Raw genomic sequence first — 23,822 nt, forward strand, 5'->3', positions numbered from 1 at the left:
ATACAAATTGAAGGGGGATACACTATGGGGAAATTAGAAGCAGAGATAAGCAACACCCTAGAAGAGCGAAATTCAAAAGCATCCTTACAAAGGAAGCTGAAACCCAGACATTTAACGATGATGGCTATTGGTGGCGCTATTGGAACAGGATTGTTTGTATCCAGCGGATCGACGATTAGCACTGCGGGGCCGGGAGGAGCGCTAGCAGCATACATTCTGGTAGGAATCATGGTCTATTTTGTCATGAATAGTTTAGGAGAGCTATCGGCCTTCTTACCGGTCCCGGGGGCCTTTGATATCTATGCCTCAAAGTATATTGATCCTGCGTTAGGCTTTGCGTTAGGTTGGAACTATTGGTATACAACCGCGATAACGGTTCCTGCAGATTTGGTGGCCTCTACTCTTATTATGAAGTATTGGTTTCCGGACTCACCTTCTATCTTGTGGAGCGCACTATTTTTGGGTTTGTTGCTAATGTTAAATGTCTTATCAGTCAAGGCATATGGGGAAAGTGAATACTGGTTTGCCGGTATTAAGGTCATCTCGATCATCGTATTTCTCGTTATTGGGGTTGCTATGATTTTTGGAATTATGGGAGGACATTCGGTCGGGTTCAGTAACTTTACCCATGGAGATGCTCCTTTCAATGGCGGGCTTGTATCTATCTTTAGTGTAGTGCTCATCGCGGGCTTTGCGTTCCAGGGAACTGAGGTTATTGCGACGGCAGCCGGTGAAACCGAAAATCCATCGAAAAATGTACCGAAAGCGATTCGGTCAATCTTCTGGCGAATCCTTATTTTCTACGTGTTGACGATTTTTGTTATCGGTTTGATTATCCCTTATACGGATCCAAACCTGCTTAAATCCGGCGTTCAAAATGTATCTATCAGCCCCTTCACGCTTGTTCTTCAGAGAGCTGGGTTGGCATTTGCCGCTTCCGTCATGAATGCCGTGCTGCTTACATCTGTTTTATCAGCAGCAAATTCAGCAATGTATGCTTCTTCACGTATGCTATGGGCACTGGCGAAAGAAGGAAAGGCACCACGAATCTTTGCACGGCTTAACAGGAAGGGAATTCCCATGTTGGCCCTTTGTACAACTGCTATTATAGGACTTGCCTCTTTTTTAGCTTCCCTTTTTGGAAATGGTTCAGTGTTTATTTGGTTGGTAAATGCTTCAGCCCTTACCGGATTTATCAAATGGTTCGGGATTGCCGTTAGTCATTACCGCTTCCGTAAGGCATATGTAGCTCAAGGCAGAGATCTAAATGAATTGCCGTTTAAAGCCAAATGGTACCCGTTGGGCCCGGTTATCACGCTGTTATTTTTTGTGGTTTTCATTTTTGGGCAGACACTTTTTTCTGGACATCAAATTAGCTGGGCAGAAATTATAGCGACGTACATTGGTCTTCCTATTTTCTTGCTTCTCTGGCTTGGTTATAAAATCATTAAGAAAACAAAAATAGTTCCGCTTATGGAGTGTGATTTTGAGCGCAAAGAATAAGAGGTAAGGCTGTAATTAAATGTAAGCGTTTTATTCAAAGGGAAATTAAATTCAATTCCGTATAAATAGGATTACAAAAAAAAGAGGTGTTTTATATGTTAAAAGAAACAATCATAACCAAAGAAGCCCCCAAGGCTATCGGTCCTTATTCACAAGCCATTAAAGTAGGAAATGTAGTGTATACTTCAGGGCAGCTTCCAATTTATCCTGAAACTGGAGAAATGCCTGATAATATTGAGGAGCAAACAAGGGTGTCATTGGAGAATCTTAAGAAGGTTGTGGAAGCGGCGGGAGCAAGCTTACAGCAGGTAATAAAAACAACGGTTTTTTTAAGTGATATGAGTCACTTTGCCACGATGAATCATGTATATGGAGAATTTTTTACAGATAATTATCCAGCTAGAAGTGCGATTGAAGTTGCTCGTTTGCCTAAAGATGCTATGATTGAAATCGAAGCCATTGCTATGATTTAATAATAATAATTGAAAAGAGAATGTTAGAATGAAATTCTCTTTTCTTTATTTTACATATGGTTAGTCTTAAACAGAGAAATATGGAGGAGATTTAATATGAATTTAGCACAATTCCCTAGACGACGATATACACCAACCGATACACCTATTGAGAAATTACATCATTTTTCTGAAGTTCTTGGGGGCCCATCCATTTATCTTAAACGAGATGATTTACTGGGTCTGACGGCTGGGGGAAATAAAACAAGAAAACTAGAGTTCCTTGTTGCCGATGCAATGGAAAAAGGTGCGGATACGTTAATTACATGTGGAGGCATTCAATCAAATCATTGCCGCTTAACACTAGCCGCTGCAGTTAAAGAGAAAATGAAGTGCATCCTTGTGTTGGAAGAAGGCCTTTCAGAAAGTCCTGAGCCAGATTTTAACGGTAACTATTTTTTATATCATTTATTGGGCGCTGAAGAAATCAAAATTGTGCCTAATGGAGCGGACTTAATGCAAGAAATGCAGAAAGTAGCTAATGAGGTAACGGAGAAAGGGAATCGACCTTACATAATACCAGTCGGGGGATCCAATGTGATTGGTGCAACGGGATATGCTGCTTGCGCTCAGGAAATTTTGGCACAGTCATTTAATCAAGGAATCGATATGAAGTCAGTCGTTTGTGTAAGCGGCAGTGGGGGAATGCATGCTGGTTTGGTGACCGGATTTCATGGAAATCAAAGTGGAATATCGGTAATTGGAATAAACGTAAGCAGAGGAAAAGCTGAACAAGAAGAGAAAGTTTTTCAGCTTGTTAAAGAAACTTCAACACACATCGGCATTCCAAATTCAATCCCTCGTGAGGCTGTTATGTGTTTTGATGAGTATGTCGGACCTGGCTATGCTTTACCTACGCCAGAAATGGTGGAAGCTGTCAAACTCATGGCAAGAACAGAAGGGATTTTATTAGATCCCGTATATACGGGTAAAGCGGTAGCGGGACTCATTGATTTAATACAAAAAGGCACCTTTAAGCCGGATGATAATATACTATTTGTACACTCTGGCGGCGCCTCATCGCTATATGCCAATACTTCTCTCTTTTATTGAAATTTAAAACAAAAAGAAAGATGTGAAAGGTAATATCCGGTTCTCGTGTTAAAATTGCATTTATTGAAAGTAGTCTATGTTTCTTATAGAATTTGGTTTTTATGCAGCCATTCCAAATAGTTGATTCCTTTTATTAGAAGCTTGCTGATTCAGTTTAAAAGCAGTATTTTATGTTTGAAAAAACTTGTTTAAGTGTTTTAATATTGCTAGGTCTTTAATGGACAAGCTATGAGTCATATAAATAAATAGATTTGTAAGTGCATAGAAAAAATGATCAAACTTTTTATAAAGTCTATGTCAAATTTTAATGTTGATTAGTCAGAAATTAAAAATAGAGTTGATTCTACAATACAGTAGAATCAACTCTATTTCGTTTATTGTGGATTTTGATAATTTATCATTTCCCGCCAGAAGACTCCCTCTTCAAGCGTGTGAAGGGCGAGAGCACAACGGATTCTTTCAAGGCGACAAGAAATAGCCTTGAATCAAAATAAACCATTGGCTGAAGCCAAAAACTATCAAAAACAAAAACGAAAAGTGGCTATCCTACACGAAAAAATTTCAAATGCCCGAATGGATTACTTACATAAAGTTTCTACCGAAATCATCAAAAACCACGATGTGATTGGAATGGAAGACTTGCAAGTGTCGAATATGATGAAAAATCACAAACTAGCTAAAGCTATTAGTGAAGTATCTTGGTACCAATTCAAAAAAATGTTGGAATACAAAGCAAAATGGTATGGTAAACAAATCGTGACCGTATCTAAAACGTTTGCTTCTAGCCAATTGTGTTCTAGCTGCGGTTACCAAAATAAAGACGTTAAACATCTGAATCTTCGTGAATGGGATTGTCCTTTTTGTACTACTCACCACGATCGAGATATTAACGCAGGACTCAATCTAATGAATGAAGCCATAAGGCTTCTAACCGTAGGAACTACGGGAGGAGCCTAATTAAAAATTGGCCGATAGGCTAATGTTCTTAGGAATCCCCCACTTCAATCAGACCGTAAGGTCGATAAGTGGTGGGTAGTTCAAAATTAAGTCTTATTGTTTGTAGATTGAAGTACAGCATTTGGGGGATAACTACAATGTTCGTAATAGCCCCTTTATTTTCAAGATAGTCGTTACTCTCTATGGAATAAGTGAGGGTAGTGGATTTGCAACGATAGGAGTATTAATCATTATATTCCCTATTCTTTTTATAGCTGGGGTAGTTCTTTTTTGGATATGGGATTGATAAAAGAAATTTAAATTATTATTGGTGTAGTTGAAACAAGTATTATTATTAAAGAGACAAGCACAGTGAAAACAAGAATATAACTATTTCCTTTTATCATTAGATACCACGAACCTTTTTTAGTTTATTGTACATTTTTAAGTCGAAGTTAGTAGTAATTATTTACACAGAGTAAATCCTTGTTGAACTAACTGGTGCGTTAGTTCATTCATGAAGGAACACAATAATGATCAATCTTTTTTATAAAAGAATAAATCCAATTAATAAGGGCATGTTTTGATTAATCTATTTTCAAAACATGCTCTTCATATTTGTTTTTATATCCAGGTTAAAAGCGTTAATTTAAGCAAACTTTATTTTAAAGCTACACAAAGGGGGGCATTCATAATACTACTTTACCCATTGAAGGCAAATTATCCAATTAAAGAGCAGTGTCAGGTTTTTTTTAAAGTAGACGGTTAGCGAAGAACAATGGGGGAAATACTAAAGGAAACGGTTCAATTTAGAATTTTCAGAAAATAATATTGACAATAAAATGACGTTGTTATATATTATTTATAAGTTAAATTTATTGTTATATAACAGAAGGAGGAATCAGATGATGAACATTTATGATAAAGCCTATGAAAGTTATTTAAAGATTTGTGAAAGGTATGAAATGGAGTCGATCAACTTCGACCACTTCATCAAAAATTTAACCAAAGATCAGTTGGATGAATACAGTAAATTAGCCATTTAAATGAAAGGGCGTGATTGCACAAGATGGACCTCCCGGTTGATGTAGATGTAGAAGCCAAATAGAAACCCCACCAGTTGCTAAATGGAAACAGGTGGGGTTTTGTCATGTGTTTAAGTGTAGTTTTAAAATTAAGTCGTACTGTTTATAAAAAAGATGTACCGATTTGATTTTGGTTTTCCTTAATGAACTAGGAGGTTAGTTTAAGAAGGAATTTCTTAGTGAAAGAGTGAATTTAATATTTAAAGGAGTTGAAATAATGAGATTAGGATTAAGAAAAGATGAAATAAGGTTATAAAATCAAGATCATTAGGAGGAAGGTAGAGTGTCTAATAAAATAAAGAGTTATATTGACTATCCTATGGTAAAAATTCCAGGGGGAGAAATAGAATTAAGAGACGATAGAATAAAAAGCAAATGGAAAGCTGAAATAAGACCGTTTCTTCTTGCCCGGTATCCTGTAACTATGGGTCTATACTATGCTATTACAAATAAATCACCTAATTCTTTTGACGGAGATCTAAAACCGGTTGTGAATATTTCTTGGAATGATGCAATTTCTTTTTGTAATCTACTGTCACAGAAAGCTGGACTGAAAGAGTGTTATTCTATAAGTAATGATGGTGAAAACATTATTTGTGATTGGGAATCAAACGGTTATCGACTTCCTTCAGAAGCAGAGTGGCAATATGCATGTAAAGCAGGGACTACTGGTTATAGATACGGAGAGCTTGATAAGATTGCCTGGTATAACGAAAATTCAGGAGGCAAGATCCATGAAGTAGGAAGAAAGGAACCGAATATATGGGGTCTGTATGATATGTTAGGGAATGTTTGGGAGTGGTGTTGGGATTTATATGATGAACAAGTGTACGGCTCCTACCGAATTTTCCGAGGGGGTAGCTGGGCTGAAGAGGCCAGGGGTTGTGGGGCTTCGTGTCGTCGACGTAGCCATCCGTCATTTTGTATAGACGACCTTGGATTCCGTCTTGCCCAGTCTTTTTAACTTCAACAAACAAGTCAACCTTCGAGGTTTTACAGCACAACTAACGGATAACAGTGACTGGCTACACGTGTTTGTTTAATGAGATGAAATCCAAAAAAACGGGTTCATTCCACGTAGGAAAATCTGCTTTTTTTATTGATAAAACCTAAATAATTTTTTATTTAAGCCCTCTTTAAAACAGAAAAGATCCCTCATATAGCTCCCGAACCATCATTCAGAGCTTAGATTTTCTATTGCCATTTTTATCTTGGAATAGGAAGTAGATCTCATTATGATTGCATCTGAAATTATATGAATAAAATCCACCCTGGCTAGATCCTCTACCTTTCTCATACAACACAAACTTAGAATTATATATGCTAAGATTTATTAATGTAACCCTTTATAATGGGATGCATTTTATTCAATTTTATCTATTTTGTTCTTGGAATGAGGAGATTCCTAGACTTTGTTATTGAACTAACGGGTGCTTTACTTCAAAAACAGGGGTTGCTGTGGCGACCTTTTTCTTATGGGACTAACTGGGCAGGTTAGTTCTACAAGAAATGATATAATAACCCTCATTAAAAGCATCGTAAAGGTGGCTATTCAAATGGAAAATTGGATTGAATTATCTACATTAGAATATAAAGCGGTATGGGATAGGATATATGATGCATTTAAATTTGAACCGGGTATGTCAGACTTTCCATCTTTTGAAGTGCCAAATCCATTTATCACTTATGATGTATCCAAGTATTTAAACGTGTCCGTAGATTTAGATACTTATGATGAGATTTATAATGACCTAGAGGAAAAATCATTGCTTGTCTTTCAAGAACTCACACAGAAAAATGAATATATGTATGCGTTAGATTGGCAACATCCAGGTTATTGGATAAACCCCCGTTTGGAGTTTCCGAAAAGTGAATTTGATGAATGGACAGTACCTATTTTTCCAAACGGTGATTATTACTTTTTTATTCATAAGAATTTTGAATGGGGATTATTAGGGCACCCTTGGGAAAGAACCATAACTATTTTTGGAAAAGAATTGATAAAGGTTTTGGAAAAACATCAACCAAAAATGTTTCAAAAAATATTACGTCAGGGATAATGTAAACCTTGTTGAACTAACAGGTGTTTTACTTCAATAACTGTGGTTGCTGCGGTTCCTTTTTCTTGTGGAGCTAACGGGGTAATTTTTAATATAATAAGAATTATAGATAGTATAAAGGACCGGAAATTCACTATATTAAAGGTGGGAAATGACATGGCAAGAAAGTACCGATTATATCAAATTGATTCATTTACGAAAGAAAAATTATCAGGTAATCCTGCTGGTGTAATTACAAATGCAGATGGTTTATCTTCGGGTGAGATGCAGAGGATTGCTAGAGAGCTTAACAATTCGGAAACGGCATTTATATTTAAATCAGACAATAGCGAATCTGATGTACATATTCGTTTTTTTACGCCTACTCATGAGGTTCCCATCTGTGGACATGCGACGATTGCTGCCCACTATGCTCGTGCAGTTGAAAATAGTTTAAATACAGGTAAAGTTTATCATAAAACTGGTGCTGGCATTTTACCAGTCGATGTGATTAAAGAAGATAATGATTACAAAATTATAATGACCCAGGGTAGTATAAGTTTTGATGCGGTGATTGATGGTCTAGCTTTAGAAAACATATTTACAGCTTTCAATATTAGTGAAAATGATTTATTAGAAGATTGTCCAGTACAAATCGTTTCTACTGGGCATTCCAAGGTGATGATTGGAATTAAAAATTCGGAACTTCTTCACCGATTAAACCCTAATATGGATTTACTAACAAAAGTCAGTGGATTAATTAATTGCAATGGTTTCTATGTGTTTACGATGAATGCTCCCGACTCCGAAATCTTAATTCATGGAAGAATGTTTGCTCCAGCAATTGGTATTAACGAAGACCCTGTTACAGGCAATGCGAACGGCCCTTTAGGCGCATACTTAATACACCATGGACTTGTCAAACATGATAATACTTTATTTAGTTTTAAAGCAGTGCAGGGCGAAGCTATAAACCGGGCGGGTGTCATTGATGTTCAAGTGAAAATTTGTAATCAGGAACCAGAGGAAGTAAGGATTGCGGGAAATGCTGTAATCGTATTTAAGTCCGAGTTATTACTTGGATAGCCATTCAACGTGCGTTAGCTTAAGATCGAAGCGTCTTAAAAGGCAGCTTTTTTCTTATGGCACTAACGGGGCAGGATAGTGCAATAAGATAAACTTATGAATCTGTATTAATAACCCACAATTTTATTTATGTACCATAATTGATATGTTAAAGAAAAGAAAGGGGATTTGAAATGAGAATTTTTGATGCACATTTTCATATTATTGATTTTGATTTTCCAATCATCGAAAACCAAGGATATTTGCCACCCAGCTATGTTGTAGAAGATTATCAAAATGAAACTGCTGATTTGAATGTATTAGGTGGAGTGATTGTATCTGGGTCATTCCAAGGGTTTGATCAAGAATATTTATTGAAGGCACTTAAACAAATGGGTTCAACATTTTGTGGCGTTACGCAATTACCTTTTACTGTGACGGACGAAGAGATTATAAGTTTAAATAAAAATGGGGTAAAAGCATTACGTTTTAATATAAAACGAGGTGGTTCAGAAGATTTATCGAAGCTCGATTACTTTGCAAGGAGAGTTTATGATTTAGTAGGGTGGCATAGCGAACTTTATATTGATGCAAAAGAGTTACCCGAAATTGCATCTACTATTGAAAAATTAACTGCCATATCAATTGACCATTTAGGATTATCTGAAGAAGGATTACCTCATTTATTAAGGCTGGTGGATAAAGGCATTCGAGTTAAAGCAACTGGTTTTGGTCGTGTAGAATTGAATATTGAGAATGCCTTACACTCTATTTATGATATTAATCCAGACGCTCTTATGTTCGGAACAGATTTGCCATCTACAAGGGCGAAAAGACCTTTTGAGTATGCAGACATTGAATTGATTCAGCGTCTATTTGATGAAAAAGCATCCGATAAAATATTGTACACGAATGCGTTAAAATGGTATTTTAAGTAATTCAGCCTTAAGATTTAGAATGAAAATTTAAAGTTTGTGAGTGAGTACACGTAAACTCTTTTTTTCTTATGGAGCTAAAGGGAAAAGCGCCTAGGCACTCCATTTTATTAAGCTTCATGATGGGAAAACTTAATTTAATCTTTTGTAATCATATAGGGAAACAATTTAATTATGAATAGAAAACTAAGAGCCTTACTACAAAGAATGTTAGTAAGGCTCTTTAAAATTTTTAATTTTCAATGGGTTAACAAAGGTGTTTAATTCATCTACAATTCAGTAACCCCTGCGACTGCTAATTCTTGTTTTGCTTATTCTAGTCGTTCTTTATTTATATCAGCTAATAATAGTGTTCCTTTTTTACCAACTAATTCAGCAATCGCTTTGCCCATTCCGCCTGAACCACCAGTAATGACATATACATTATTCATTTTGTGAACTCCTGCCAAAAATCCTACTCTTGAGTAAACTTATAATTCATTAGTCTTAATCCTTCTAATTAACTCTTCAAACCAATATATTGTGTGATCTGTTCTGGTCGAAAAATAACCATCCAAAAATTCACGAATATTCTCGTTGCCTTTAGGGTCTGGCTCGAAATTCTCAAGCTGCTCCCAAATAGCCTTAATGGACTTTACTTTTTTTTCTAATATATCTACTACTTTATCCCGGTCTACATACTTGATGTTGGCTAAACCAACAATCATATCCTTAATTTCATTCGCACTTTCAAATAATTTATAGATTTTATTTGGTAGTTCTTCGCGACCCTTAGCAGTAATCGCAAATACCTGTTTATCAGGCCGATGTTCTTCTTTTATCACTTCAACTGGCTCGACTAAACCTTGTTTTACTAATGATTCAAAATGGTAGTACAGTTTACTTTCAGTTAACCCGCCTAGGCGATCCAACGGAATGGGTTCTGAAAGCTGCTTTTTTAATTTATAAGGATAATTTTTATCTTCCATAAGCTTGCTCAATATAAAAATTTGAATAGACATTTCCTACGCTCCTTTAAGAAGTATTATCTCCTTATTGTAGCAAAACCTAAGCTGTGATTTCAGCCGCATTCTTTTCAGCTTCTGTTTCAGAAACCTGTCCTGGCATTGGTTTTTGAATAAACGCGACAATAGCCATATTAATTAACATCGAAACAGCACCAACCGCAACCATTGACCAAATATACGGACTTGGACTAATGCTGCCATATAGGTTTGCAAAGTACGCTTGCACCGAGTAATACATTGGTGAAATGTGGCTCATCCATTCATATGGTAAATGCATCATATCACGTGTAATAGTGGCACCATTTGCTATTGTTTGAATTAATAAAATCGGTAAGTTTAAAATCATGCCGCCTTCACCTAATAAGAAGATTAAAATCGCTGTGAAATTAAAACATACCATATAGTTTAAAATTTGTTGACCTACTATACTGAAGAATAGGTCACCGCTTGGCTTGTCAATTAAATACGCTACACCTACAGCAACGAGTGATGAAATAACTGCAATCAATAACGCAGCTAATTGAACATAAATGAATAAACGTGTTTTACTTGCTTTTCCTCGACTGGCTTTAAATGCACCTACTAATTGCATCGCTCCAATCATCGCCCCAACATAACCGGCCATTGTTAAGAACATTGGCAGCATATTATTATTCATACCATCTGGTATTTCGTTGATTGTAACTACATTTCCGACATAGGATCTCTCAATCTTTTCCGCTAATTCTGCGGCTTGCTTTTCTGGTACATTAAAGTTCATCAATACGCCCTGGGCTGTTTGTTGTGAGAATTGTGTGCTTAACTGATTGTTAATTTCAGTTACGATAGCATTCATGGTAGAAGAAACGACTGTTGCCCCTGCCTCATTGATTGTAAAGTCAATGCTTGATGACGCTTCACCTTTTTGCATATTCGCAGAGAAGGTTTTTGGGATGTGTACGACTAATGCCAAATCATTTTTCTCTAAATCTTTTAAGGCTTGTTTATTGGTTATATCCGTCTCGATTTCTTTAAAGGGTAAATTTTCTTGTAACTTTTCGGCAATCATCGCACCATTCTTACCGACATCATCATTGATGATAGCGATAGGTAATTTATCGACATTTCCTGGAATGGCTGTATACCCAGGCAAGAAGATGCCTAGCATGGCAACAGCATAGAAAATCCCCATAAAGATTGCCGCAGTTGCCCCTCTTGTTTTTAAGAATTTAGTAAATTTCATCTGTTGAATCCATCCTTTTGAGTTAATTTTAACATGTTACTTTATTCAAAGTACTCAAGTTAGAGTAGTTTAAAATAAGTACTTTGAATTTTATTTTATTTTTTTCAATAAGTCAATTGAAAAATTTTATGCAGAGGAAAAAAACCCCAACAAAGCAGGACGTCAAATCTTCTACTTTTTTTGGGGTAACTATTAGGGAGATCATTTGTAACTTGAATTCCTTCGGCAACCTTGTATGCCAAAAACCCTTCTCTAACTGCCGCATATGACCATGATCACCCAAAAAGGAGCAACAGTAACTCTCATGCAGCTAACGGGGCAGGTTAGTTGAATAACATTTTATAAAATAAAAACATGCGTTAAAATAGGGAAAAATTAGGTGGCTGGAAGATGTTCTCATTCAAAGTAGATAATCAAATAGGAATTGAGTTACTTCAACAGCAGCACAAAGAGGAATTATTCAAATTAGTAGATAATAACAGAGAACATTTACGAAAATGGCTACTTTGGGTTGATAAAAGAAAATCTGCACAGGATTTTGAGCCTATCATATCGATTTGGATAAACAATTACGCTAATAATAATGGATTAGATGCAGGTATTAGATATAATGGGAAGCTGGTTGGAATGATTGGTCTGCATTATATTGATTGGAAGAACAAAGCTACAAGTATCGGCTATTTTTTGTCAGAAGAAGCACAAGGGAATGGAATAATAACTAAGAGTGTAAGTTCATTAGTAAACTACCTATTTAAAGAGTTGGATTTAAATAGAATTGAGATTCAGGTTGCAGTTAATAACCTAAAAAGTATAACTATTCCACGAAGATTGGGATTTGTTCAAGAAGGAATTAAACGGGATGGACAATGGTTATATGACCATTATGAAGACATAATTACATTTAGCCTGTTAAAAAATGATTGGGAGAAAAGCGAGTGGATTAATCTAAAATAAGGGTAAACCACTTCATGCTTATAGAACTAACGGGTGCTTTACTTCAATAAGGCAGGTTGCTGAGGCAGCCTTTTTCTTATGGCACTAACGGGGCAGATTAGTTGAAGAAACCGACCAATAAAGGTCGGCTATTTTTCATACTATTTTTAGCAGCAGCCTCCACCAACAAAGCTGGCTCCAACAATGATTAAGAGTATAAACAAAACGACTATAAAGGCGAAACCTCCACCTCCACCAAATCCAAAACCGCCATCTGACATACAGAAACATCTCCTTTTTGTATTAAGGAGGAACTTATTGTGGGTTATATCACCTTATGCTCTAATTAGGAAAATGACACAATAGTCTCCATCTCTGCTCATAGGATAAAGTGTCGGAGGTACCTCTTATTGAGCTAACGGGTGCTTTACTTCAATAAGGAAGGTTGCTGAAGCAACCTTTTTGTTATGCAACTAAAGGGGCAGTTTAGTTCATTAAGGACTATAATAAGAAGAGTCAAAATATTTTATAAAGGATTTTTTAAACTACGGAAGTTAGGGAGACAATTAGCACCAGGCGAACAATATTTTTTGAGGAGAATTTAGATTGAAAAAATACAGTATAGCAATTCTTTATCTAGTAGGAGGAGGAATATTTTTAGCAATTGGTTATTCAAGTTTTGCTCAAGGTCTATTAGAAGAGCTTACTACGCAAATGAATAATCCTGAATTGTTAGTTGGATTTGGTTATATTTTTCTGATAGTTGGCATTATTCATTTCTTAATAAACAGTCTTAAAAGGAAATAACTAGTTAACTTTCTGATATTACTAACAGCACTTAATTAAACGAAAAGGATGTTTACTTCTATGGGGCTGGAAACAGCTCCTTTTCTTATAGAGCTAAAGGGGCAGTTTAATTGAAGAAGGAAAGATATAATTTGGAGATAAATAGTACTTGAAATTGATTAGAATTAAGCTTGAATTGGGAGTGAAGCAGTTTGAATAATTCTTGGAATAAATTTATATATAAAATTGGTTCTCCAATTTATGATAAGTTTTTTAATTCGGGTATCTTTTTAAATGCTCGAAAACAAATATTTCAATCAATAATATTTGATAACAAACAAAAAATCTTGTTTGTTGGTGTAGGGACGGGTGCTGATTTAGAGATAGTAAATTACTCGGACTTAGCTATTACTGCAATTGATTATTCACCTGACATGCTTCGAAAGGCAAAAACAAAGTTCGAGGATTCTACTATAAAGTTTTTAGAAATGGATGCTCAAGATATGGATAATATAAGAATTTATACAGAATAAAGATGTTATCTTGAATCTCAAAAACGATAGTAAGGTAGGAGAAGAAAATGAAAACTCAAGTGTCAAACTATATAAAAATAAGCTCTTCAAAACAATTTATTACCATTTTTGGTGAAAATAACAATCTTCCTCTTTTAGTGTATTTGCATGGTGGTCCAGGTGATGCCGCTTTACCACTGATTTATAAATATAACTCAGAACTTGGAAAAACGTTTAATGTTGTAGTCTGGGAACAAAGAGGGGCTGGGAAATCTTACTATACTTTTTCGAAAGAGGAACAAATATCTATTGAAACTTATATAGAAGACCTATACAGTTTAATTCATTATTTGTTAGAAACGTTTAAACAAGAAAAAGTTTACCTTTTAGGGCACTCGTGGGGAAGTGTCCTAGGCTTAATTTTCATTAAAAAATATCCACAGCTAGTACATAGTTATTTTGGATGTGGTCAAGTAGTTAACATGAAAAAAGGGTTGAAGTGTCAATATGAATTCGTTCTGAAAGAAAGTCAAGAACAAAATCAAAAAAAGATTGTTCAGCGATTGAAAAATATTGACCTTTCATTGACTCAAAAAGATTGGTTAAACGATTTATTATTCGTTACTAAATTAGTGGTTCGATACAGACATTCTTTATATGGAAAAAGCAATTACTACCAACTGGTATGGGATTTCATTTTTTCATCAAAGTACACATTTAAAGATTTAATCAATCGTGAAAAAGGGAGTCTACAATCTATACAATATTTGTGGCAAGAGCTCATGGAAATTGATTTTAGTGAATACAAGAGTTTTGATGTCCCTATTACGTTTTTTGAGGGGCGTCATGATAGGCATGTTTCTTCTTCATTAGTAGAGGATTACTATCACACAATAAAAACGACAAAAAAACTCATTTGGTTCGAAAATTCAAGTCATTTTCCCCAGTGGGAAGAGTCAGTCAAGTTTAATCAGTCTTTGATAAGTATCAAAAAGCAGAATTAGTTTTACAGGATAATGATTTCTGTAACGTCTGTAATTTACCATCCTTTAAATGGCAATATATCAACAGTTTTCATATCTATGGAAAAATAACATATTTGGACTATTATAAGTCAAAGAAAAATCTAATTTTAAAATTCGTAAAGTAAAGAACCGTTTATTTAATAAGCTTGATGGCTGATATTGCTGACTACATTGAAAAACTTCCAAAAGAAGCTGTCTATTTGTTCCCTAGTCGCAAAGGTGACGGACGACAACACAGGCTTACCGTATTATTGATTTGTTCTTTCCATGTGAGGAACATAATACATTTTGTTCTTAACCCACTTATCATCTGCAAATTCATACCAAGTGACGTAACGAGCAAGCCACCAGCAACTATCGAGTGGGAATTATCATCCATAAGGAAGATAATATGATTATGGGTGATATGGGTTTTAAAGGCGGACCAAACAAAGAAGATATTATCGATATTGGGTATAGTATTGTACCAAGTTATCAAGGTAAAGGTTATGCAACTGAAATGGATAAAGCAATGGTAGGTTGGGGATTATCTCGACTAAATGTTAAAAAGGTTATAGCTACTTGCGATACAGATAATTTTGCTTCTAAAAGAGTTTTGAAAAAAATTGGATTTCATAAAACGAATACAACAGAGGACAAACTCTATTGGTCTTATTAAAAATTCTTCTTCAACTACCATGAAAATTAAACACTAATAATAAGAAAAAAGACCATATTAAATAAAACGCAAGCTTCAATTTTTTTGAAAAAGAGCGACGCCTTATTAGATCTCCTAATAAATCGGTGGTTAGGATGCCTCTGATATATTTACGGTATATCCTAAGTTTTCTAACCTTCGGACCGAATTTCGTACAATGGAAGCTTGCTTTTGCTTATCAAAATAATCTTCGCCTAAGTCTACATACATTTCTTTCCTTGTTAAAAGATAATAAGAAATTCTTAACATGGCGTGGGCAACGACAATTCCAGCTCGTTTTCTTCCTTTTCGCGCAGCTGTCCGTCTGTATAGAGCGCCAAGATAGTTTTTGGAGGCTCCAACTGAATGAGCAGCCTCAGTTAAAGCAGATTTTAAATATTTATTTCCCTTTTTGCCTCTGGTTGATTTCCTTTTTCCTGCACTTTCATTGTGTCCTGGTACGAGGGCGGCCCATGAACATAATCTGGCTGCACTTTCGAACTGTTTTTCAACGTCCGTTCCGATTTCAGCTAGAATTTGTTCTGCCATTCGAGTGGCAATCCCAGGTATTGAATCCAGTCGTTCTATGTTTTCTTGATACACACTAACTCTTTGGGCAACCTCTTGATCGAGGTTTTCAATCTGTTCAGTCAGAAAATCAATATGAGTTAGAATCGTTTTAAGCATCATGCGTTGATGAGGATTCACATACCCATTCAGGGCAAGGATTAAATCATCTTTTTTCTTCTTCATCGAACGTCGCGCAAGGTTTGCTAGTTTCTCAGGATCATCCTCACCAAATGCGATCGCATGAAGCATGTCCTTTGATGAAACACCCATAATATCCGATACGACAGAGCCTAATTTGATATTTGCACCTTCAAGCACCTTTTGAATTCGATTATGCTGTCTGGCTCGTTCTTCAATAATACTTCTACGATACCGAACAAGCTCACGCAATTCTCGTTGATTTCGATCAGGGATAAAGCTTGCCTTCAATAAACCATGACGAAGAAGTTGAGCGATCCACTCAGCATCCTTGACATCTGTTTTTCGACCAGGGACTGCTTTCATATGTTGTGCGTTAACAACTAAAAACTCCATTTCTTCAGCCTCAATTAAGTTCACGATAGGCTTCCAAAACACACCTGTGCTCTCCATAGCGACATGAGTGCAACCATGTGATTTAATCCAATCCATCAGTTGAATTAAAAACACCGTTTTTGTAGAAAATGTTTGAATCTCCTTTCCTTCGGGGGTCATAATGCAGGCGGTAATGTTATCTTTATGTACATCCATTCCGCATACTCGTTCAATGATAACTTCCATTGAAACCATCCTTTCTATGGCAAAAAATTAGAGGCTGGTGCAAAAACCAGAATAGGATTAATCTACCATGAGTGCTTCCCGTAAGGGAGCGACAGTCTGTGATGCACCGAGGTCGTTGGAGTCAGACTAACGGATGGGCTCTAATGGCACCATAGTTCATCGACCTTCCTCACCCAGCCATAGAATCAGTATGGACGGTTTTCCACCATTTTCATTCTCTGTGGTGCAGCGCTGGTTGTGCGCTGCATGGTTGGCTAACGGGTGCGTTAGCTGAAGATTGGAGCTGTCTTTAAGGCAGCTCTTTTCTTATGGAACTAAAGGGGCAGGTTAGTTGCATAATAGTTCCATTAATTGGGTTACTTTTTTATTTTATGAATGGTAAAATCCTTATATAAAAACTAAAATATATTGGAGAATACTCTATGTTTGAACCTATCTCACAACTAACTAAAAGGCAAAAAGTCTTACATTTGTTCTTCTTTTTTACTTTACTATCGGATTCAGTCATACGTTATTTTCATTTCCGTTCTTCCATCATAGAATTAATTATTGAAACTGCATTTGTAATATGTATAATAGGTTACTTGTTTGAAATAGTTTTAGAATTTGTAGAATATAAACGTTGGAAAAAAGATAAGTATTGAATTTAGCATCCTCAACTAACGGGTGCTTTACTTCAATAAGAGAGTTGCTTTGGCAGCTCTTTTTGTTATGCAACTATCGGGGCAGGATAGTTCAATAAGGGTATGTTTTTTTACAGAATTAGCGTAAAATGGTAAATGTAAATTTATTGAATTAAGGGTTGGGGAATATGAGGCATCTTATTGCATCAATTTATATATCATTTGGTTTTCTATTTTACTTTCTTAATTTCTTTGAAAACTTTTATCCTTCTAAAATCGTTGGATTTGTTTCCTTCGTATTTATATTTATTGGTTTTGGTTATTTGTTTAAAGAGTTTAAGGAAAGAAGCAAAAAGACGTTTTAGTGAATTTAAGATGAATTTGTCTTGAACTAAAGGGTGCTTTACTTCATTATCAGGAGCTGATCAGCAGCTCCTTTTCTTATGCAACTAAAGGGGCAGGTTAGCTCAATAGAATTCGTTTGGTATAATATAGTATTGTGTAATTACTTTAAGTGAAATATATAGTTTTTTGGGGGCGAGTATGGAATCAAAAACACATCTGGAAAGTATAGTCAAAAAAATGATACAATGATACTTATATTGTATCTAGTAATCTTCAATTTAATTTGGGTTCTTAAAGAATTATGGTTAGTGCAGTATATTAATCCATTGGGTGATGTTATATCTGCCTTTTTAAATGCATTGATTAAGATTTCTGTATGGATAGTTCCAGTTTGGTTGTACATAAAGTTCTATTTACACACTAACCCAATCAAGTATTTGAAAATGAATATTAACATAAAGAAAGGCTTATTCTTGGGATTATTTCTTTCACTACTTCTAGGTTTATATTTCGCCTTCGAAGTATATATTTTAAATGACCAATCATTTAATTTTAACTTATCACTAGGCAACTATCTCAACGGTATTCTTTTGGTTGGAATTACCGAAGAAATTGTGTTTCGAGGTTTAATTTTACAAGAACTTAATAAGAGACTAGCTTTTTGGAAAGCAAATATAATCACTTCTTTATTATTCTTAATAGTACATTACGCTATTTGGATTTATGAAGGTGTATTCTTCGATTGGTGGAGCCATATCTATGTTTTCCTAATTGGATTTATCTTTGGTGTGGTATACAAAAAAACAGGTTCATTTTGGTCGGTTGTAATATTACATTCCTTTCATAATTTATTTGTTAGTATGGTGTAACTGATAAAAGCACTTTATAACTTTCTTTACCAAACGGCAACTTTTATGTACTAAATGAAAAGAGATATTTGTTCTATTTCAATACATAGATAACAAAGTTTGTGAATGGATGTACTTAAACAAACGGGTGCTTTAGTTCTATAAGAAGTATGGAAAATGATCAAACTTTAAAACAAAATCATACTTAAAAACGCCCTTTATGTTGTTCCACTAAAAGGCGCTTTAATTGAACAACGAATTTTTTATTTTATTGTAGTAAATCTTAATGTTGTTGTAGTAAATGAGGTCATATGTAGTACAAAGAAGGATAGATAAAGCAAATTTTATCTATCCTTCTTTTTTTGTCTTATATAATGTGCAACATTATATAATTCTTCCTTTTTATCAAGTCATTAATAAAATATCTTGCCTTTTAATAAAAGAATTACAGGGCTTTTTTTGAATATTACATCTTTACTATTCTATAAGTTTTATAACCCTTAATAGCATTAAAACTTCTTTCTAAATGATTATCTGTATGACCAGAAAGTTTAAGGTTATCACTAGATTTTGAATAAACCCACATGGAATGTGTATAACGTTTTGAATCAGATCTTTTAAATTGAATCACGTCTCCGGCTTTAGCATTACTAATAATTGAACTTTTACTTGTACTACTGTATCCTTTTTGCTTTCTTGTTAGGTGAGAATACAAATCCGGTACAACTGTCCAAGAGGCACTTCTTCCTTTTCCGCCTTTAGGTAAACTCTTTATATACCAGTATTTATTATCCGAAACTAATTTAGCGTTGCTATTAGAAACAACCTTACTTTTTCCACCAGCATTTAAAATTTGAGATACAAAGTTTGTACAATCTTGACTATATTCTGGATAGGAAGGATTATAGTTCTTATAATATTTTTTCGCATATGCTCTGGCATCAGCTATATTTATTTGTTCGTTTTACTTAACCATTTTTTAACCTGTTTCTGTATGTGTTCACCTAAATCAGCACTATTTCCCTGATCTTTAAATACCTGTTTTGAATATTTACTAGGAAACAAATCTTCTAGTGAGTCTATGAATTCTCCACCTTCTTCTGGTTTTTTATATTCTTTTAATACATATCCATTTTCATCTTTTGCTAACTTAATACGTGCAGGGTATGAACCTCCAGCTTGAACTTCTGTCCCAGTTGATTTGTTATACCCTTCATATAAGGCGTATAAATAGATGCTAATCACGCCATCCTTTTCATCTGCACCATATATTTTATGTGCTTCAAATTTCTTATCTGTTACGGATAAAGTATCTTTGTTCTGTTCCATTATGGTATCTGAAACTATTTGATCCATTTCTTTAGTAATCGTTACTTTACTACTGGAATTAGAACATCCTATAAGCAGTATAGAAAAAGTTAAAAAAACGCTCATAATCAAACACCGATTAAATAGAAATTTCAATTTAAAACCTCCTGATATCTTAATAATAATTTCCGGAAAATATACAAATTAATCATAACATTTTTTTACAATAATGATAATAATTTGAAGCATTCATTTTTATAATAGGTTAGGTACCTCCATTTTTTTCTTTTATGTTTTAATTGTGGATTTGAAATAAAGTCACGATGTTGTACCCCTTTAGATATGGTTATCTAAAGGGGTGTTTTTATAGTGAAAAGGAAAAGAACATTCGAAGTCAAAAAGTGGATTAAGAAACTGTTGAGTAACAATATAGTTAAAGTGAAGTATGGGAACCTTAATAGGATTCCCACTAAATATCCTATAATATCAACATTGTTCTTAAACATAGCCAAAGTTTAAAGAGTACAGTTATTTCTTAGAAAAAGAGCAAAAATGAATTGATGGGTTATTCAACTAACGGGTGCGTTAGCGCCATAAGAAGGCCGCCTTTTTGGCGGCCTCAATTGGCAGGTTTAGTAATAGCTTCATTGTTACAAAGGCACAAATAAAAACAGAAGAAAAACCCCGTTCTTGTAAGACGGGGTTTCAGTTTGTAGACAAAAGGGGTTCGGAATGTTTTAATTCCGGACCCCTTTTGAAATTCCCTTTGAATTTTGCTCAAGATTAAGAGATTGGGCCTCTACGAGCCCACTTTATTAAGCCATTCTTGGACCTTGCCATGTCCAATTGGCTATCTTCTTTAAATTCATGGCAGCGAAAGTAAGCATCGCCTGCATCGACAATTTTTTAAGTCCCCTTAAAGTAGTCCAACGCATACCATGCTTTTCTTTTGCATCTGCGAATACACGCTCTATTGTTTCTTTACGTTTCGCATATATAGGTTTTACATCCTTGTGATGACGCAGATGATCTGCTTCTTCCATATAATTTTGCCAGATATGGCGTGTCACCACTTTTTGATGGTCTTTGCTTACTGTACACTGTGATAAAAATGAGCATGTCGCACAAGTGTGTTTGGGTGATTTGTACTCGCGATAGCCCTCTTTATTTGTTGTTGAGTACTTTAAAATCTCGCCCGATGGGCAGAGATAACAATCAAAATGTTCATCGTAAACATAGTCATGCTTGCGAAAGAACCCTTCTTTTGTTCGTGGACGTGTATAGGGTAAAGCTGGTGTGATTTCTTTCCCAAAAAGGTAGCTTGTAATGGCTGGTGTTTTGTAAGTCGCATCTGCGGCAACAGCTTCAGGTTTTCCAACTTTCTCAATCACTTGTTCAACAAGAGGCTCTAAGATATGACTATCATGCGTATTTCCCGGTGTTACAATCGTCCCCAGCACAAAACCGTTGCGGTCCGCGACTCGCATGAAATGAATAGGCAAACTGTTTTGTTCGTTCATCTTTTACATAGTAGCCACTCTCAGGGTCAGTTGTACTTTCTTTAATTTCTTTGGTTTCTTCTTTATCAAATTTATCCGGTGGAAAAGGCTTCTTTCCATTGTTTTCACGATCTTGATTTATTTCTTCTTGAAGGCGTCCTTGATATGCTCGTGTTTCCTTACGAACGATTTTCTTTTCGAATTTTCGCTTATTCGCACTGGCTTTCACATGTGTTGAATCAACGAATACGTGCTCTGCACTTATTAACTTTCTTTCTGAAGCTGTCATTAAGATACGATAAAAAATCCGTTCAAACAGGTCTGTATCTTTAAAGCGACGCTCATAATTTTTCCCGAACGTTGAGAAGTGAGGTACTTTATCATGGAAACCGTAACCTAAAAACCAACGGTAAGCCATATTCGTTTCAACTTCTTCAATCGTTTTACGCATCGAACGAATACCGAAGGTATATTGAATGAATGTCAATTTAACTAATATAACTGGATCAATACTTGGGCGCCCTATCTCTGAATACATCTCTTTCACCAAGTCATAAATGAAAGTGAAGTCAATGGCCCCTCAATTTTACGAACCAAATGGTTCGCTGGCACCAGTTGATCCAAAGTAATCATTTCAAGTTGATCTCGCTGAATAGAATTATGTTTCGAAAGCATCGTCATCACCTCAAGTTTTAATACTTCTATATTAAAACAAAAAGGACTGTAGGCAAAAGTGGTTATATCTAATTGTTAAAACAAAGTTGATTGGAACGGAAGGTGCGAGACTCCTGCGGGAAATGCGTGTCCAAGGGAGACCCCACAGGCGCAAAGGCGCCGAGGAGGCTCCCTGACCGCCCGCGGAAAGCGAGTGCCCTACGTTCCAATCAACGTTCGAATTTTTACAACCCCTCAAAAAAACTGTAGACAAAATCGATTTTCATCGAGTTTGTCTACAGTCTGAAACCCCGTTCTTGTAAGACGGGGTTTTTTAAGTTGGATAATATAAGATCATACTTAATCGAGTTAATGTTTCCCCTGAATTAAGATAGTCATGGGGTTTGTCAGCCTTGAATCTGATAGAATCACCATTTCTTACTGTGTATTCATTGTTATTTACACGTACAGTTAGTTCCCCTTCAAAAACAGTTAAGAGCTCTTCAGTTCCCTCTCTGTGCGAATCAGCACTTAGGAATCCACCTTTTTCTATCTCGATTGAATAAACTTCAAAGCGTTTATCATCTTCGAAGGGAAAGTAGGGATAGACTCGATATTTTCCGTTGTCTTCAGATAATGTTTGAATTTCACTTCTTAGAACAACTTTTGTATCTGGTTGCGGATTATTTATTAGAGAAGTAAAAGAGATCTTTAAGCCATTTGCAATTTTCCAGATCGTTGTAATAGTGGGACTCGATCCTCCTCTTTCAATTTGACCAATCATTGTTTTACTTACTCCAGTCAGCTCTGCGACCCTTTCAAGACTTAATTTTTTACTTTCTCTAAAGGCTTTTAAGTTTTTTGCAAGGATAAGATTTATTTCCTCCATAAATACACTCCTTTATATACAATATAACGTCCGTATTGTACAATAAAAAGTAAACCGTTATATTGTTCATTTTAGACATTATAACATACATCACAGAAGGAGGGCCCAATATGCCTTTATTGTCGTTTTTGCTATATGTTTTTGTTACTAGTTTTACACCAGGTCCTAATAATATTATGGCAATGTTATTCGCTAACAAATACGGGTTTAAAAAGACACTTGGATTTTGTTTAGGAGTAGGTGCAGGTTTCTTTGTAATCATGATATTGTCCAGTTATTTTAATCTTTTGCTTAAAAATTTCATTCCGAAAATTGAATTTTTTATGACGTTCCTAGCTGCAATCTATATGTTGTATCTGGCTATAAAAATAATAAGTAGTAAAAATAATGATAAAGACGATGATGGGGATAAAAATAACCGCTTTTTTTCAGCTATGCTTTTACAATTCGTAAATCCGAAAGGTATTTTATATGGCATAACAGCAGTATCAACCTTTATCATTCCATATCATACTTCAAATTTCAGCTTATTATTTTTTTCATTTTTTCTAGCTTTTGTTGGTTTTCTTAGTACTATGAGCTGGAGTGTGTTTGGTTCGCTGTTTCAAAGGTTCCTAAAAAAGTATAGAAGTCAGTTTAATCTAATTATGGCTTTGTTATTAGTGTATAGTGCAATTTCGATTCTTGTAGAATAAAACAGGTTTCTTGTTAAACGGGTGCATTAACGCATAGGTGGTTACCCTAAAAAGAAAAGTTGTTTACTGTACCTTAAATTCCTAAATTAGAGTCCTTTTCTTTTTTATTATGAAAAAATCCAACAAATACTATACCTAAGTTAGCATTAGAATCCGATATTAGAAACTCATTTATATCTGACAATAATCCTACTAATTCAGCAGTAAAGCTTATAATTTCTATGAAATTCATTGATACCATGCCCCCTTCTTCGTTAGGCTTACGTGATTGAGCCATATAATAGGTTATATTTACTAAGGTGAAATGAGTTTGTAATTACTAAAATGATTTCTTATAATTGTT

General features: G+C 35.1%; 23 protein-coding genes and 2 pseudogenes. 16 read left to right on the top strand and 9 right to left on the bottom strand.

From position 1 onward, the window contains the following. Positions 1–24: 24 nt before the first annotated feature. The 9 genes and pseudogenes from JFU24_RS21235 (at position 25) to JFU24_RS21275 (ending at position 9,131) form a co-directional block, all read left to right on the top strand. Positions 25–1,503 carry an amino acid permease gene (locus JFU24_RS21235; protein WP_201223087.1) on the top strand — a complete coding sequence of 493 codons (1,479 nt, stop codon included), beginning with the start codon at positions 25–27 and terminating at the stop codon, positions 1,501–1,503. Positions 1,504–1,598: 95 nt separating this feature from the next. Next, positions 1,599–1,976: a RidA family protein gene (locus tag JFU24_RS21240; protein ID WP_201223089.1), complete on the top strand. Its 378-nt coding sequence runs from the start codon at positions 1,599–1,601 to the stop codon at positions 1,974–1,976. 96 nt (positions 1,977–2,072) lie between these two features. Further along, positions 2,073–3,068: a D-cysteine desulfhydrase gene (locus JFU24_RS21245; protein WP_201186622.1), complete on the top strand. Its 996-nt coding sequence runs from the start codon at positions 2,073–2,075 to the stop codon at positions 3,066–3,068. Between the two features lie 438 nt (positions 3,069–3,506). Beyond that, positions 3,507–4,025: pseudogene (locus JFU24_RS21250) on the top strand (RNA-guided endonuclease TnpB family protein); the annotation flags it as partial. 884 nt (positions 4,026–4,909) lie between these two features. Beyond that, positions 4,910–5,050, top strand: coding sequence for a hypothetical protein (locus tag JFU24_RS21255; protein WP_201188185.1), 141 nt, complete (start codon positions 4,910–4,912; stop codon positions 5,048–5,050). A 358-nt stretch (positions 5,051–5,408) separates the two neighbouring features. Next, a complete protein-coding gene (locus tag JFU24_RS21260) occupies positions 5,409–6,053 on the top strand; it encodes a formylglycine-generating enzyme family protein (protein WP_201225091.1) in 645 nt (214 codons plus the stop codon). Between the two features lie 592 nt (positions 6,054–6,645). Continuing rightward, positions 6,646–7,149: a DUF2716 domain-containing protein gene (locus JFU24_RS21265; protein WP_201250415.1), complete on the top strand. Its 504-nt coding sequence runs from the start codon at positions 6,646–6,648 to the stop codon at positions 7,147–7,149. A gap of 156 nt (positions 7,150–7,305) precedes the next feature. Beyond that, positions 7,306–8,214 carry a PhzF family isomerase gene (locus tag JFU24_RS21270; RefSeq protein ID WP_201250416.1) on the top strand — a complete coding sequence of 303 codons (909 nt, stop codon included), beginning with the start codon at positions 7,306–7,308 and terminating at the stop codon, positions 8,212–8,214. Between the two features lie 173 nt (positions 8,215–8,387). Then, entirely contained in the window at positions 8,388–9,131 is a 744-nt protein-coding gene (locus tag JFU24_RS21275) for an amidohydrolase family protein (RefSeq protein ID WP_201250417.1), read from the top strand. Positions 9,132–9,598: 467 nt separating this feature from the next. Here JFU24_RS21275 and JFU24_RS21280 read toward each other — a convergent pair whose 3' ends face one another. Continuing rightward, the gene (locus JFU24_RS21280) at positions 9,599–10,129 is read right to left on the bottom strand and encodes a PadR family transcriptional regulator (protein ID WP_201250418.1); all 531 of its coding nucleotides are present in this window, start codon (positions 10,127–10,129) and stop codon (positions 9,599–9,601) included. A gap of 46 nt (positions 10,130–10,175) precedes the next feature. After that, on the bottom strand, positions 10,176–11,357 hold the full coding sequence (locus tag JFU24_RS21285; RefSeq protein WP_201250419.1) for a YhgE/Pip domain-containing protein: 1,182 nt from the start codon (positions 11,355–11,357) through the stop codon (positions 10,176–10,178). Positions 11,358–11,747: 390 nt separating this feature from the next. Here JFU24_RS21285 and JFU24_RS21290 point away from each other — a divergent pair, with 390 nt between their 5' ends. Continuing rightward, positions 11,748–12,311 carry a GNAT family N-acetyltransferase gene (locus JFU24_RS21290; protein WP_201250420.1) on the top strand — a complete coding sequence of 188 codons (564 nt, stop codon included), beginning with the start codon at positions 11,748–11,750 and terminating at the stop codon, positions 12,309–12,311. 146 nt (positions 12,312–12,457) lie between these two features. Here JFU24_RS21290 and JFU24_RS21295 read toward each other — a convergent pair whose 3' ends face one another. After that, on the bottom strand, positions 12,458–12,571 hold the full coding sequence (locus JFU24_RS21295) for a YjcZ family sporulation protein (protein ID WP_082527405.1): 114 nt from the start codon (positions 12,569–12,571) through the stop codon (positions 12,458–12,460). Between the two features lie 325 nt (positions 12,572–12,896). On the opposite strand from JFU24_RS21295, the gene JFU24_RS21300 reads away from it, so the two are divergent. From JFU24_RS21300 to JFU24_RS21315, 4 genes are all read left to right on the top strand, one after another. Beyond that, positions 12,897–13,097 (top strand): hypothetical protein, encoded by a 201-nt coding sequence (locus tag JFU24_RS21300; protein ID WP_201250421.1) that lies wholly within the window; start codon positions 12,897–12,899, stop codon positions 13,095–13,097. A 191-nt stretch (positions 13,098–13,288) separates the two neighbouring features. Further along, positions 13,289–13,609: a class I SAM-dependent methyltransferase gene (locus tag JFU24_RS21305; protein ID WP_201250422.1), complete on the top strand. Its 321-nt coding sequence runs from the start codon at positions 13,289–13,291 to the stop codon at positions 13,607–13,609. Positions 13,610–13,656: 47 nt separating this feature from the next. Further along, entirely contained in the window at positions 13,657–14,592 is a 936-nt protein-coding gene (locus JFU24_RS21310; RefSeq protein WP_201250423.1) for an alpha/beta fold hydrolase, read from the top strand. A 382-nt stretch (positions 14,593–14,974) separates the two neighbouring features. Continuing rightward, positions 14,975–15,271, top strand: a complete 297-nt coding sequence (locus JFU24_RS21315) for a GNAT family N-acetyltransferase (RefSeq protein ID WP_342214697.1) — start codon at positions 14,975–14,977, stop codon at positions 15,269–15,271. Between the two features lie 129 nt (positions 15,272–15,400). Here JFU24_RS21315 and JFU24_RS21320 read toward each other — a convergent pair whose 3' ends face one another. After that, on the bottom strand, positions 15,401–16,618 hold the full coding sequence (locus tag JFU24_RS21320; RefSeq protein ID WP_201250425.1) for an IS110 family transposase: 1,218 nt from the start codon (positions 16,616–16,618) through the stop codon (positions 15,401–15,403). 1,411 nt (positions 16,619–18,029) lie between these two features. Here JFU24_RS21320 and JFU24_RS21325 point away from each other — a divergent pair. Next, positions 18,030–18,455, top strand: a complete 426-nt coding sequence (locus tag JFU24_RS21325) for a CPBP family intramembrane glutamic endopeptidase (RefSeq protein ID WP_242485488.1) — start codon at positions 18,030–18,032, stop codon at positions 18,453–18,455. A 445-nt stretch (positions 18,456–18,900) separates the two neighbouring features. Here the strand turns inward: JFU24_RS21325 and JFU24_RS31400 are convergent, their stop codons facing one another. The 4 genes and pseudogenes from JFU24_RS31400 to JFU24_RS21345 all read right to left on the bottom strand — a co-directional run bounded on the left by JFU24_RS31400 (position 18,901) and on the right by JFU24_RS21345 (position 22,784). Then, positions 18,901–19,389 carry an amidase domain-containing protein gene (locus tag JFU24_RS31400; RefSeq protein ID WP_201250953.1) on the bottom strand — a complete coding sequence of 163 codons (489 nt, stop codon included), beginning with the start codon at positions 19,387–19,389 and terminating at the stop codon, positions 18,901–18,903. Beyond that, complete coding sequence (locus tag JFU24_RS21335) at positions 19,386–19,898, bottom strand: hypothetical protein (RefSeq protein ID WP_201250427.1); 513 nt, start codon at positions 19,896–19,898, stop codon at positions 19,386–19,388. The genes JFU24_RS31400 and JFU24_RS21335 overlap by 4 nt, the downstream gene beginning before the upstream one ends. A 659-nt stretch (positions 19,899–20,557) precedes the next feature. Next, positions 20,558–21,916 (bottom strand): annotated as a pseudogene (locus JFU24_RS21340) (IS1182 family transposase). Between the two features lie 313 nt (positions 21,917–22,229). Then, on the bottom strand, positions 22,230–22,784 hold the full coding sequence (locus JFU24_RS21345) for a helix-turn-helix domain-containing protein (protein ID WP_201250428.1): 555 nt from the start codon (positions 22,782–22,784) through the stop codon (positions 22,230–22,232). A gap of 110 nt (positions 22,785–22,894) precedes the next feature. Between JFU24_RS21345 and JFU24_RS21350 the strand changes: the two genes are divergently transcribed. Beyond that, positions 22,895–23,479, top strand: a complete 585-nt coding sequence (locus JFU24_RS21350; RefSeq protein ID WP_201223113.1) for a LysE family transporter — start codon at positions 22,895–22,897, stop codon at positions 23,477–23,479. A gap of 73 nt (positions 23,480–23,552) precedes the next feature. Here the strand turns inward: JFU24_RS21350 and JFU24_RS21355 are convergent, their stop codons facing one another. Next, positions 23,553–23,711, bottom strand: coding sequence for a hypothetical protein (locus JFU24_RS21355; RefSeq protein WP_201250429.1), 159 nt, complete (start codon positions 23,709–23,711; stop codon positions 23,553–23,555). Positions 23,712–23,822: the final 111 nt, after the last annotated feature.

It is taken from the genome of Peribacillus sp. TH27 (assembly GCF_016650915.1).
GTDB lineage: Bacteria > Bacillota > Bacilli > Bacillales > DSM-1321 > Peribacillus > Peribacillus butanolivorans.